Genomic DNA, 12,033 nt, shown 5'->3' with positions numbered 1-12,033 from the left:
GAGGGTACCGGGCGCCCCGAACGCGCCCGTCCTCGGGGGGATAGGATCGCGCGCCGTGGCGAACCCGAGCTTCATCGACTGCTGCGCCGGGCCCGAACTCGCCTGGGTGCGGACGCTGTACGAGTCCCACCACGACCAGGAGTCCCTGCTGTGCTGCGCGGCCTGCCGGACCTACTGGTTCCACCGCTTCCACGAGTACCCCGGCTGGTCCGGCGGCGGCGACGACCTGACGACCTGGTACACCCGCCTCACCCCCGCGGAGGGCGAACGCCTCCGGGACACGGCCGACCCGTCCGCCGAGGACCTCTCCTTCCTCCGGACGCGCCCGGGATGGATGGACGACGCCCGCGGCTCCCGCCGGGTCGACGGCGCGCCGGACCACCCGCACGGCTGACCGGCCTCGCCGGCTACTGCCCGCGGGCCGGCTGACCGGAGATGAGCAGGGTGGTACCGGCCGGGCGGAAGCCCAGGCGGGCGTAGATGCGGGCGACGGTCCGGTGCGCGTAGGCCAGGAAGACGGTGCGCACGCCGTGGTCGCGGGCGTGGGCGGCGAGGGCGGCCGTCACGGCGGCGCCGAGGCCCTGGCGGCGGGCGGTGGGTAGGGTACCGACGCCGCCGATCTCCGTGGTGCCGTCGGCAGGATGGTGGTGGCCCGCGGCGAGCGGGGTACCGTCGGGGGCGAAGGCGGCGAAGAGCGTCTTGTGGCCGGTGCGGAGCGAGGGGGCGGTCGTCGCCACGGTGGCGTCCGCCCGCAGCGCCTCGGCGGCCGCCGCCAGTTCGGCGCGGCCCGCCGTCCCGGTCGCGGTGCCCTCGTCGGCGAACGCCAGCCCGGGGAGGGCAAGTACGGCGGGGAGCGCGGGATCGTCGGCGTGCACCTCCCGGATCGTGACCCCGTCGGGGAGGGGCTGCCGCAGCAGCGGACGGCGGGGGTCGAGGACCATCAAGGGGCGTTCCGCCACCGGGAGACCGGCTGCCTCGATGCTCCCGCGCAGTGACGGCGTGACCTCCGCGAGCCATTCGAAGGCCTGCGGCACGCCGAGTTCGCGCTGCCGGGCGCGGACCCGGGCGATGTCGTCCGCGGAGGGCGCCCCGCGGCCGCCCACCACATCGGGGCGGGCGTGGCCCGGCCCGCCGTAATAGGGGGTGCCGGGCTCCTTGCGGACGAACAGGCACAGGGAGCCGAACCTCTCGGCTTCGGCGAACAGCAGCGGCACCGTGGCGTAGTAGCGCTCGATGCGGTCACGCGGGGACGGCTCGGTCATGGGGTGCAGGAGACCACGGGCCGCAGGGGCGCCGCATCCGGATTGACGGATGCGGCGCCCCTGCGGCCCGCGCGGCCGTCAGCGCCCGAGCAGGAAGTCGTGGACCGCCTGGCGGCCCTCGTCGCTCGCCGCCCGGCTCTGCACGGAGTGGGCGGCGCCGTGGACCACCACGACCTGGGCCCGCGGCGTCAGCTTCTTCTGGTCGTACAGCCATTCCAGAGGCGTCGACAGGTCCCGGTCGCCGCCGAGGAGCAGCACCGGGACGCCGGGGAGGCGCCGGTGCGCGGCAGGTAGCGGCGGGGCCGGGGTGCGGGGCCAGTCGAGGCAGCTGAGCATGGAGCCGAGGCCCATCGCCGTGACGGCGTCGAAGGGGCCGTGGTCGGCCGGGGTCAGTTCGGCACCCGCCTTCTCCAGCGCGTCCCGCCGGCCGGCGACCGGGGCGTCCGACCTGCCCCAGGGGTAGCGTCCGTCGAGGCACAACGTCGAGGCGTGGAGCCCCTGGCTGAGTTCCTCCGCGGTCGCCGCGCTGCCCTGCCGTACGCCCTGGATGAGGCCGTTGAGCAGTCCCGGGTCGCCCTCGGCGGCCTGGTGGAGGGCGTCGATCATGTCCGCGTAGTCGGGGTCGACGAACTCCCAGGTGGTGAGCGCGTCCAGCACGTCGACGCCGTTGCCGTAGGTGTCCACGACCTCGGCCAGGTCAGCCGCCGGGTCCGTGGCGCAGCCGATGCTCGCGCACGCCGCCGTCAGCACGCGCGGCGCGGCCCGCATCGCGGCCAGGTCCATCGGGTCGTAACCGGTCTGGGGCACCACCGAGTCCAGCACCATCCGGGCCACGTGCCCGGGGTGGGCGAGGGCGTACCGCTCGGCGGTGTACGTGCCGTAGGAGACACCGTCGAGGGTCATCTTCCGCACGCCCAGCGCGCGGCGGAGCAGTTCGAGGTCGGCGACCGTGTCGCCGGTGCCGTAGAAGCGGCGGTCGGGACCGATGGCCGCGGCGCAGTCCCGCACCGCGCGTGCGGTGGGCGGCGTCAGGTCCGACGATCCCATCTGCTCCTGCAGCGCGGGGCATTGCAGCGCGTCGCCGCCGGTGCCGCGCTGGTCGATCATGACGAGGCGGTAGTCCTTGAGCACCGGCTCCAGTACCTTGCGCATCCGTTCCACGAAGGGGACGCCCGGCTGTCCGGGGCCACCCGTCAGGAACAGCAGGACGCCCTTGGGGGCGTCCGCGTTGTCGCCCATGGCGACCTTCAGGCCCAGCCGGCCCCGTACCGCGCCGCTGTGGTCGAGCGGAACCGTCAGCGTGGCACAGCTGAAGCCGTCCAGGCCGGGGCAGGCCGCGGTGCCGGAGAGCCCCCCGCTCCCCCCGGCCGGCCCCGCGGCCCCCCGGTCCTGTGCCGACGACGTGCAGGTGCCCGCCACCATCAGCAGGCCGGCGGCGGCCAGCGCCACCGCCGCCCGTGCTCCGGACCTCCGCGTCCCCCGTGCCTTTCCGGCCCCGCGCATCACCCGCATCGCACGCACCCCCGCCCTCCGGCGTTCTCTGTGCCCCTGCCGTCCGTCGGCCATCAGACTGCGCCAAGGGGGCTCGCCACGGCGAGACTCCGTGCCACGATTCGAGCACGTTCGAAGGAACCCGGGATGCGGGGCGGCAGGGAGAAGGATGATCGAACTCACCGTGGACGCCGCCGGGTTGGCCCGGTCCCACTTCGCTGTCTCGCCGCTGCACGAGGTCGCGGCGACGCTGCTGCCGTGGGGCCTGCGCCCGGACCCGGAGGCCGATCCGTGGGTGACGCGGGCCCGTCGGGTGCTGCGCCGCGCACGGCTGCCGTTGCTGTCGGAGCTGGCGCTCGACGGGGGCGGCTACCTACCGGACTTCCTCAGCCCGCATCCGTCCGGTCCCTCGCCCACCGTCGAGGAGGAGCTGGAGCGGGTGCGTGCCACGCCGCCCGGGCGCGTGCTGGGCGAGTTGGCGGCGTTGCGGGACGGCCGCCCCTGCAACGGGCTGGCCGGATCGGAGCTGCCGCCCGGGGTGCGGCGCGCGATGGCGCGGGGCGGCGGACACGTCGCCCGGCAGGTCGCGGAGGAACTGCGGCGCTACTGGGAGCTCGCCTTCGCCCCGCACTGGCCCGGTGCGAGGGCCGCGCTCGACGCGGAGGTCGACCGGTGCGCGGGGGTACTGGCCCGGCAGGGCGCCGCGGGGCTGTTCAACTCGCTGCACCCCGCGATCCGGTGGACCGGCGGCACGCTGCGCGTCGAGAGCCGCTTCTCGGTGGGGATCGCCGCTCCCCTGGTGATCGTGGTGCCGTCGCTGGTGGCGGCGGGGCCGAGCGTGGTCGTCGACCCGGTGCGCGGCGGGCGGCGGCCGCCGATGGTGGCCTATCCCGTACGGGACAGGCCGGCCGCGCCGGCGGCCCCTTCCGCCGAGCTGGCCAGGCTGCTCGGGCCCACCCGCGCGGGGCTGCTGGGGGCGCTGGCGCGGCCGGCGTCCACCACGCAGCTCGCGGCGCGTCACTTCCTGAGCGCCGCCACGGTCTCCTACCACCTGGGGGTGCTGCACCAGGCCGGTCTCGTGACCCGTTCCCGGTCGGGGCGGACGGTGCTGTACCGGCGTACGCCCGCCGGGTCGCGGCTGACGGGGCGGGGCTGACCCCCTGAGGCCCGCCCCACCCAGGCCACCGGTCAGGCCGTGACGGTCTCGCCGGGCAGCGCCAGGTCGAGGTCGACCAGGCGCTCGTCTCCCGCGTGCGTGGCCGCCGAGGCGAGGGGGCCGTGCCCCGCCGCGCGCGCGGCGAGCACGTACGGGCCACCGGCCGGGACCGCGAGCGCGTAGCTGCCGTCCTCCGCGGAGAGCGTCGCCCCGGCCTGCCGCCCGCGACGGTCGATCAGGGTGACCTTGGCACGGGCGACCGGAGCGCCCCCAGCACCCACGACCCGGCCACGGAAGCCACGCAGGACCTCCTCCGCACGCGCCAGGCCGGCCTCCTCCTCGCTGCCGGCGCGCAGCTGCAGGCCGGTCCGCCGTCCGGGCAGGCCGAGGGCGAGCAGCAGGCCGAGGAGGACGGCGCCCGTGGCGATGAGGAACGAGACGCGGAAGCCGTGCATGGTCGGGATGGCGACGCCGTTGACGTGCTGGGCGGTGTTGGCCAGCACCATGCCGATCACGGCGCTGGACACCGAGGTGCCGACGGACCGCATCAGGGTGTTCAGGCCGTTGGCCGCGCCGGTCTCGGAGGCCGGCACCGCGCCGACGATGAGGGCGGGCAGCGAGGAGTAGGCCAGGCCGATGCCCGCGCCCAGGATCACCGAGGTGAGGACGGTCTGCCAGACGGCGTCCATCAGGCCGAGGCCGCCGCCGTAGCCGGCGCCGATCACCAGCAGGCCCATGATCAGCGTGGTCTTCGGGCCGAAGCGGGCGGACAGGCGGGCGTAGACGGGGGCGGTGAACATCATCGTCAGGCCGAGCGGGGCCACGGCCAGACCCGCGACGACCATGGACTGGCCCAGGCCGTAACCGGTGGCTGCGGGGAGCTGGAGGAGCTGGGGCAGGACGAGCGAGACGACGTAGAAGCTGACCCCGACCATGATCGAGGCGAGGTTGGTGAGCAGCACCTCGCGGCGGGCGGTGGTGCGCAGGTCGACCAGCGGGGCCTTCACCCGCAGTTCCATCACGCCCCACAGCAGCAGGACGACGGCTGCTGCGGCGAACAGCCCGAGGGTGGTGCCGGACGACCAGCCCCAGTCGCTGCCCTTGGTGATCGGCAGCAGGAACAGGACCAGGCCGGTGGACAGGCCGAGCGCGCCGGGCAGGTCGAACGTGCCCTTCGCGCGCGTCGGGGACTCCGGCACGACGGCCAGGGCGAGGACGATGGCGAGGACGCCGAGACCGGCCGCGGCGTAGAAGAGCGCGTGCCAGTTCGTGTGCTGGGCGATCAGCGCCGCGCCGGGCAGCGCCAGGCCGCCGCCGACGCCGATGGAGGAGCTCATGAGGGCCATCGCCGAGCCGAGCCGCTCCCGGGGGAGCATGTCGCGCATGAGCCCGATGCCGAGCGGGATGGCGCCCATGGCGAAGCCCTGGAGCGTACGGCCCACGATCATGGTGAGCAGCTGGCTGGTGACGGCGCTGATCACCGCGCCGACCACCATGACCGCGAGGCTGGTGATCAGCATGCGGCGCTTGCCGTAGAGGTCACCGAGGCGGCCCATGATCGGGGTGGCCACCGCGCCGGAGAGCAGGGTGGAGGTCAGCACCCAGGTCGCGTTGCTCGGCGCCGTGTGCAGCAGCTGCGGCAGGTCCTTGATGACCGGCACGAGCAGGGTCTGCATGACTGCGACAACGATGCCCGCGAAGGCGAGTACCGGGACGACCGCCCCGCTGGCTCTCCGGGCGGGCAGGTCGGTCGTCGTGAGCGTCATGGGGTGAGGCCTCCGGGCAGAGGTAGGACCGTGGTGGTGGTCATGCGTGTCGTGTACGTGAGCTGCAACCCCGTATGCCGAGGCAACTATTCCGTCACCCGGAAACCGTAAAACACGCATTTGCCCGGCTTATTTGGCTTTGGTGCCGACACACACGGATCCCTTTCGGCACGACGGCCCCATCTGTGACCACTCTGTGATCTTCCCGTGCACAACGGTGTGGATGCCCGGGAGGTCTGAAGGGCGTGCGCCCGGAGCGGCGCACCGCTTCAGACCCCGACATCCGACAAGGAAACGTTGATGAGACGTCCCGTCCGCAGATCCGTCTCCCGGGCAGCGATCGGTCTCGTGGCGGCCGCCGCTCTGGCCGCCGGGTTCGGCTCAGCCGCACCCGCGCTCGCCGACGACGGCGCCCCACTGCCGGTCGCGATCACCGGCGCGAGCCACGTGGATCTGTCGCTCCAGGGCGACGACGACGACCCGAGCCAGCCCCAGGTCTCGCTGCGGCTCGCCGCGCCCGGCAGCGACGAGCCGGACGACGACGGGGTGGTCCCCGTCGTCCACCAGGGCCCGTACACGATCAAGATCGACGCCAGCGGCCTCGAGGGCGTCGCCGCCGTGAAGCTGCCCTGCGACGCGACCGGCCTGACCGCCGTCTGCGAGCGCGACGACATCAACGCCGGGGAGGCGTACAACCGCATCGGCGGCATCCGCCTCGACATCGACGCCGACAGCGCGGCCGGGGACTTCGGCACCATCAAGGTGACCGGCGAGGGCGAGGGCGTCGAGTTCACGCCGCTCACCATCGACGTGCTGGTCGGCGGTCCGGAACTGCTGGGCCGCAAGCTCGCCGAGCCGAAGGGCCTCGCCGCCGGCGACACCTACGAGGCGCCGGTCGGGTTCCGCAACGTCGGCGGCATGGCGGCCGACGGCGCCGTGCTCCACTTCCACGGCTCGCGCGGGCTGAGCTTCCCCGACAGCTACGGCAACTGCGCCTACAAGCAGACCACCGAGGGGTCGCTGCTCTATCAGGGCACCGACGCGATCTGCACCTTCGCCGGCACCTACAAGACGGGCACGGCCTACACCCTGTCCGGACCGCTGAAGGTCAAGACGGCCGCGTTCGCCCTCAGGGACGGCTTCAGCTACGGGTTCTCCGCGGTCGGCGCGAAGAAGGCCGAGGCGCTGCTGGAGAACGACGGCTACACGCCGGGTACCGGCGCGCCGCTGACCCTCGAGGAAGTCCCCGGCGCCCCCGCGGGTGACTACACGCGCTACACCGATCTCGACCTGCCCAGCCACAACACCTACGACCTGGTGCTCACCGGTGCCTCCGCCCGGGGCGACGCCGGCGACACGGTGAAGGCGGAGATCGGCTTCCGCAACGACGGTCCGGCCTGGATCAGCGCTCTGCGCAGCGGCGGGGAGCCGATCATCTTCTCCGTCGCCGTGCCCGAGGGCGCGAAGGTGACCAAGAGCCCCAAGGGCTGCAGCTTCACCACCATCGACGAGGGCGTCAAGGGCTACCTGTGCTGGGTCGACACCCCGCTGCTGGAGGACGCGAAGCTGAGCTTCCCGTTCGAGCTGCGCATCGACAAGGTCGTGAAGAACGCCAAGGGCAAGGTCGCCCTGCCGGCGTGGAACAACCCGGTCGAGCCCGAGCAGTCCAACAACACCGCCTGGATCGTCCTGAACGCCACCGGCGACGGCGACGGCTCGCAGGGCTCCTCCGGTGGCCCGTCGGCCACCCCGGAGCCCACCGCCTCCGGCGACGACGAGTCGGGCTCCGCCGGCACGTCCGGCAACGGCGGCTCCTCGTCCTCCGGCGGCGACTCCGGCGGCGGCCTCGCCTTCACCGGCGCCGGCGGCGCGCTGCTCCTCGGCGGCTCCGCGATCCTGGCCCTCGGGCTGGGCGCCGTGATCATCGTCGTCGTACGGCGCAGGAGCGCCGCCTGACGCCGCACCGCCACCACGCGACGGCCGCCACGCCCCTCGGGGCGCGGCGGCCGTCGTCGTACCGGGTGACGGGGGCCAGGCGGAGGTCTACCGCCCGCCGAGCTCCACGGGCCCGCCGGTGAAGGCGTCGAGCAGGATCCGCCCACCGAGCGGCCGGTCAAGGCGGACCGTCACCGGGTCGACGAGCAGTTGCGCGGTGCACGGGCCGTCGTCCGCGCCGCGGACCGTGCCGCGGAGCACCACGCTGTCGCGGGTCTCCAGCACGTCGACGGCCGGACCGTCGTCACAGGCGCCGTGCTCCGCCTGGACGGTGACGCTCCGGCCGTCCTCGGCGACCTTCCGCAGCCCGTGCAGCGGCATCCCGGGATCGGTGGCCTGGGAGAGGGCGGCGATCGGGGCGCCCGGCAGCCGCGCGGGGCTGATCGCGGCACGCACCAGCGGGGTGTCGTAGCCGTCGAGCGTGAAGTGCCAGGCGGGGACGCGGGCCTCGCCGCGGCTGGTGAGCAGGGTCATCTCGCCGAAGGTGGCCTTGGTGACGGTCAGCGGGTCCGCGCGGCCCTCCGGCCCCTCGTCCAGCCCGTCGTAGGCCTCCCGTGCCGTCATCGGCGTGACGGGCGTCGACGTCCCGTCCGCCCAGCGGATGCGGCCCTCGTGCTCGGTGCGGGGCAGCGCCCCACGGTGCTCGAAGTTCCGCGTCAGGTAGGCCTGCTTGTCGGCGTCCGTACGGAAGGCGTTGTCCGGGAGCCGGACCACGTCCTCCAGCGGGTAGAAGCCCTCCCGCCACGATCGTGCGGACTCCGAGCCCTCCCAGGCCTCGGCGACCTCCCGCATGCGCGCGGTGGCCGCACCGTCGTCGTCCGCCGCGGACACCGTCCGCGCTCCGCATCCGGCGGATCCCACGAGCAGACAGACGGCACCCACCAGCACGAGCGGTCTCATGACGCCTCCCCAAGGCAGTGGGCCCCCCTCGGAGCCTGCCGATGTGACGTGCCGCCCCGGCAGCGGGTTCCGCCCGCGTCACCCGCCGGGCGGCGCGGGCGGCGCGGACGGGTTCCTCCGGTTGCCCACCCGGGTGAACAGCCCCGCGCCCGGGGGCAGTCCCAGGAGGATGCCGGCCTGAAGGTCGAGGTCGGCGGCGGGCGGGGACACCAGGAGGTCGACGGTGAAGCCGAGCACTCCCGTCGCCGCCACGACCAGGGCACGGACCGCGGCGGCCACGCCCCGGCGGCGAGGACGCTCCCGCGCGGCGTCGGCGACGGCACCACGACTGATCAGGGCGGTCACGACCGGCGCCGTGCTCGCATCGGGCAGCAGGCCGAACGGCCGGAGCAGCAGGGCGATGTCGCCGCGAGGCACCAGCGCCATCACCATCAGCCACGCGGTGGGTGCGGCCACAGCACGGGGCCGGGGCCGGCCCCGTCGGGCCGGACGCGTCGGGCCGCTCGGTCGCCCGGGCCGCGAGCCTATCCGGGCTCCCGGCCCGTGGGGCAGGCCCGAGACACACGGAACGACGCCGCGAAATGCCGGGCCGGCTTCGCGGGGGGCGCCGGGCCGGCCGGGTAGCGTCGCCCTCACCAGCGGCCCCGAGGGGCCGTCCCTCCTGCGACCTGGAGCACCGGTATGCCCGCGTACGGATTCTTCGTGGAGTTCGAGGCCCGGCCGGGCCGGGAGGACGAGGTCGTCCGCTTCCTCGTCGACGCCAAGGCGCTGGTCGACGCCGAGCCGGGCACGTTGGCGTGGTTCGCCTTCCGCCCGGCGCCGTCCTCGTTCCGCATCTTCGACGCCTTCGAGACCGAGGAGGACCGCGAGACGCACCTGCGGGGCAAGGTGCGGCAGCGCATCGAGGCGCTCGGTGACGAACTGTTCGCGGTGCCGCCCGTCATCACCCCGGTCGACGTCCTCGCGGCGAAGCTGCCCGGCTGACGGGGCGCAGGGTACGGCAGCCACCGGGCTCAGGGGGCACCCCCCCCGCCGCGGACGGCCCCCGCAGGTCGGCGCAGACTGTGAACGGAATGTTCACGCCGTACGACACCGCTGGTCAGGGGAACTCCACCACCGCAGGCCTCTACTGAGTCCGCGAACCCCTGCTCAGCCCTGGAAGAAGAGAAAAGATGTCCATGTACCAGCGCATCATGGTTGCCGTCGACTCCAGCCCCTCCCGCCAGTCCGCCCTGCGCACGGCCGGAGACATGGCCCGGCTGAGCGGCGCCGCGGTGCACGTCGTGCACGTGCTCGCCTCGACGGTCGCGTTCGACACCGTCATGACCCTGGAAGGGGACTCCGACGCCGGCGCCGTCGTCGACGAGGCCGTCGCCACGCTCCACGACATGGGTGTGGCGGAGGCCGACGGTGAGCTCGTCCGCGACGTGACCACGCAGGAGATCGCCGGCGCGATCTCCGCCGCGGCGGAGCAGTTCAAGGCTGACCTCCTGGTCGTCAGCCCCCACCACCGCGGCTCGGTCGCGGCGTTCTTCAACCCCCGTGTCAGCGACGCCATCGCCCACACCAGCCGCATCGCGGTGCTGCTCGTCCCCGAGGAGCGGGCCGAGGGCGACGACTCCGCCGCCTGACCGCGCCCGTACGACCCCTCACGGCGTGGGCACGTGCTCCGGGAGCATCCCCGGCGTGTTTGACGGCGTGCCAGAACTCCTCCGGCACCGGATGGTCGAAGAACGCCACGCTCGCGACCGCCGGGTGCCCCAGCGGGAAGCGCACGGCAGCCAGGGGACCACGCGCCCGTCCGGCGCACCATGCCCGCTGCGGCGCGGGCCAGGGGTCAGCGGCGCCCGGGTCGTCGTGCGCCGCGGATGAGCTGCTGCGCGGCGAGGTGGCCCGAGCCCCCGCCGAGGCCGGGGCCGGGGTGGGTGGAGGCGCCGATCTGCCACAGCCCGGGGACGGGTGTGGCGTGCCGGGGCGCGCCGGGCAGCGGTCGCCACAGCAGGCTCTGGTCGAGTTCGGCCGAGCCCCCGTACGGGTCGCCGGCCACCGCGTTGGGGTTGTGCCCGGACAGGTCGGCCGGGGTGACGGCGTCCCAGGCGAGCACCTTGCCGGGCAGGTCGGGGGCGTGGCGGGCCACCCGGGCCAGGACCCGGCCGACGTAGCCCTCGGTCAGTGCCTCCGTCCAGCCGCCGCCGACGTCGAGTTCGCCGGCCGCGTCGCCGACGGGCGCGAAGGGCAGTTCCTGCAGCTGGATCCACAGGGACGCGGCACCTTCCGGCACGCGGGACGGGTCGAGGACGTACTGCTGGCCGACGACCACCGTGGGCCGGCGCGGCAGCAGGCCCGCCTCGGCCTCCGCGCAGGCGATCCCGGTGCTCGCCGATCCGTCGCTCAGGTGGAACAGCGGGATGCCGGCCAGCCGGTCGTCGTTCCAGCCGGGCGGGGCGGAGAGGGCGACGTGGAGCTGCATCGCGGCGCGGCCGTAGCGGTAGTGCCGGGCCTGGTCGCGGACCGCGGCGGGGACCGGGGCGTCCTGCGGCAGCAGTTCCCCGTACAGCGCGGTCGGGGTCACCGAGGCGAGGACGGCACGGCGGGCGTGGATGTGCTCACCGCCGCCGGCCACTCCGGTGACCCTGCCGTCGGTGAGGAGCAGCCGCTCCACCGGGTACCCGGTGCGGACGTCCACGTGGAGTTCCCCGAGGAGCGTCTCGAAGGCCCGGACGAAGTTGCCGGCGCCGCCCGCCACGACGGGCACCCCGTAGCCGTGGAGCGAGGCCGCGAGCACGGGCAGCAGCAGGCCGCCCCCGGCGTGGTCCGGGGACAGCCCCGCGTGCAGCAGCCAGGGCACCCACAGCAGGTCCGCCTCGTCGCCCCGGAACGCGCCGCGGCAGTAGGAGCGTCCGCTGGTGACGGCCGACCGGAGCCAGGCCTCGGTGCCGGTGAACCGTTCGCGGCGCACCAGCTTCGCGATGTGCCGCAGCGTCCGTGGGGAGCGGGGCTCGCCGCTCAGCATGCCGCCGATGGCGTCGGCGTTGTCGAGGAAGCGCCCCAGCATCGCCAGGTAGGCAGCCCTGTCCTCGGCCCGGCCGAACGCCTCCGCCGTGGTGGCCGCGTCGCGGTGCACGAGGAGCACACGGCCGTCGTCGGTGACGGTGCCGGTGACGAAGCCGTCGCCGTTGCGGTACTCCAGGCCGTGGCGGTGCAGGTCCTCGCCGAGGACGGCGTAGGCCCCTCCGGACACGAACAGCGGGTGCCAGGAGGAGTAGGTGTCGTGCAGGTATCCGGGCAGGGTGCGTTCCTCGGTGGCGATGAAGCCGCCCAGCCGGTCGCCCTGTTCCAGCAGGACCACCGACCAGCCGTCCTTGGCCAGTTCGGTGGCGGCGACCAGGCCGTTCACACCGGAACCGACGACGACGACGTCGACCGTGCGTGCCATCACTGCTCCTCGGGCGCGTCACTCCGG

General features: G+C 74.4%; 11 protein-coding genes. 5 read left to right on the top strand and 6 right to left on the bottom strand.

Annotated elements, in window-relative coordinates:
- The first annotated feature begins 55 nt into the window (after positions 1 to 55).
- Positions 56 to 394 carry a hypothetical protein gene (locus PV410_RS09405; protein WP_500323568.1) on the top strand — a complete coding sequence of 113 codons (339 nt, stop codon included), beginning with the start codon at positions 56 to 58 and terminating at the stop codon, positions 392 to 394.
- Positions 395 to 407: 13 nt separating this feature from the next.
- Here the strand turns inward: PV410_RS09405 and PV410_RS09400 are convergent, their stop codons facing one another.
- Positions 408 to 1,262: a GNAT family N-acetyltransferase gene (locus PV410_RS09400; RefSeq protein ID WP_500323566.1), complete on the bottom strand. Its 855-nt coding sequence runs from the start codon at positions 1,260 to 1,262 to the stop codon at positions 408 to 410.
- Positions 1,263 to 1,340: 78 nt separating this feature from the next.
- On the bottom strand, positions 1,341 to 2,711 hold the full coding sequence (locus PV410_RS09395; protein ID WP_500323565.1) for an alpha/beta fold hydrolase: 1,371 nt from the start codon (positions 2,709 to 2,711) through the stop codon (positions 1,341 to 1,343).
- Positions 2,712 to 2,922: 211 nt separating this feature from the next.
- On the opposite strand from PV410_RS09395, the gene PV410_RS09390 reads away from it, so the two are divergent.
- Positions 2,923 to 3,909 (top strand): ArsR/SmtB family transcription factor, encoded by a 987-nt coding sequence (locus tag PV410_RS09390; RefSeq protein WP_500323564.1) that lies wholly within the window; start codon positions 2,923 to 2,925, stop codon positions 3,907 to 3,909.
- A gap of 32 nt (positions 3,910 to 3,941) precedes the next feature.
- Here the strand turns inward: PV410_RS09390 and PV410_RS09385 are convergent, their stop codons facing one another.
- The gene (locus tag PV410_RS09385) at positions 3,942 to 5,795 is read right to left on the bottom strand and encodes an MFS transporter (protein WP_500323563.1); all 1,854 of its coding nucleotides are present in this window, start codon (positions 5,793 to 5,795) and stop codon (positions 3,942 to 3,944) included.
- A 180-nt stretch (positions 5,796 to 5,975) separates the two neighbouring features.
- On the opposite strand from PV410_RS09385, the gene PV410_RS09380 reads away from it, so the two are divergent.
- The gene (locus PV410_RS09380; protein ID WP_500323562.1) at positions 5,976 to 7,631 is read left to right on the top strand and encodes a hypothetical protein; all 1,656 of its coding nucleotides are present in this window, start codon (positions 5,976 to 5,978) and stop codon (positions 7,629 to 7,631) included.
- Between the two features lie 87 nt (positions 7,632 to 7,718).
- Here PV410_RS09380 and PV410_RS09375 read toward each other — a convergent pair whose 3' ends face one another.
- Entirely contained in the window at positions 7,719 to 8,570 is an 852-nt protein-coding gene (locus tag PV410_RS09375) for a hypothetical protein (protein WP_500323561.1), read from the bottom strand.
- Between the two features lie 78 nt (positions 8,571 to 8,648).
- A complete protein-coding gene (locus tag PV410_RS09370; protein ID WP_500323560.1) occupies positions 8,649 to 9,026 on the bottom strand; it encodes a hypothetical protein in 378 nt (125 codons plus the stop codon).
- Positions 9,027 to 9,251: 225 nt separating this feature from the next.
- Here PV410_RS09370 and PV410_RS09365 point away from each other — a divergent pair, with 225 nt between their 5' ends.
- Together PV410_RS09365 and PV410_RS09360 are read left to right on the top strand one after the other, a co-directional pair.
- On the top strand, positions 9,252 to 9,554 hold the full coding sequence (locus PV410_RS09365) for a putative quinol monooxygenase (protein ID WP_500323559.1): 303 nt from the start codon (positions 9,252 to 9,254) through the stop codon (positions 9,552 to 9,554).
- 188 nt (positions 9,555 to 9,742) lie between these two features.
- On the top strand, positions 9,743 to 10,201 hold the full coding sequence (locus PV410_RS09360; RefSeq protein WP_500323557.1) for a universal stress protein: 459 nt from the start codon (positions 9,743 to 9,745) through the stop codon (positions 10,199 to 10,201).
- 206 nt (positions 10,202 to 10,407) lie between these two features.
- On the opposite strand, the gene PV410_RS09355 is transcribed toward PV410_RS09360, so the two are convergent.
- Positions 10,408 to 12,006, bottom strand: coding sequence for a phytoene desaturase family protein (locus tag PV410_RS09355; protein ID WP_500323555.1), 1,599 nt, complete (start codon positions 12,004 to 12,006; stop codon positions 10,408 to 10,410).
- Positions 12,007 to 12,033 lie beyond the last annotated feature (27 nt).

This window comes from Streptomyces sp. PA03-5A, assembly GCF_033792725.1.
Lineage (GTDB): Bacteria > Actinomycetota > Actinomycetes > Streptomycetales > Streptomycetaceae > Actinacidiphila.
The sequence above is the reverse complement of the archived record's forward strand: the minus strand, read 5'-3'. Positions and strand labels throughout refer to the sequence as shown.

What these genes read in the sequence shown, in the direction of transcription:
- PV410_RS09400 (WP_500323566.1), bottom strand. Translation starts at nt 1,262, where the DNA reads ATGACCGAGCCGTCCCCGCGTGACCGCATCGAGCGCTACTACGCCACG.
- PV410_RS09390 (WP_500323564.1), top strand. Translation starts at nt 2,923, where the DNA reads ATGATCGAACTCACCGTGGACGCCGCCGGGTTGGCCCGGTCCCACTTC.
- PV410_RS09385 (WP_500323563.1), bottom strand. Translation starts at nt 5,795, where the DNA reads ATGCGTGTTTTACGGTTTCCGGGTGACGGAATAGTTGCCTCGGCATAC.
- PV410_RS09380 (WP_500323562.1), top strand. Translation starts at nt 5,976, where the DNA reads ATGAGACGTCCCGTCCGCAGATCCGTCTCCCGGGCAGCGATCGGTCTC.
- PV410_RS09375 (WP_500323561.1), bottom strand. Translation starts at nt 8,570, where the DNA reads ATGAGACCGCTCGTGCTGGTGGGTGCCGTCTGTCTGCTCGTGGGATCC.
- PV410_RS09365 (WP_500323559.1), top strand. Translation starts at nt 9,252, where the DNA reads ATGCCCGCGTACGGATTCTTCGTGGAGTTCGAGGCCCGGCCGGGCCGG.
- PV410_RS09360 (WP_500323557.1), top strand. Translation starts at nt 9,743, where the DNA reads ATGTCCATGTACCAGCGCATCATGGTTGCCGTCGACTCCAGCCCCTCC.
- PV410_RS09355 (WP_500323555.1), bottom strand. Translation starts at nt 12,006, where the DNA reads ATGGCACGCACGGTCGACGTCGTCGTCGTCGGTTCCGGTGTGAACGGC.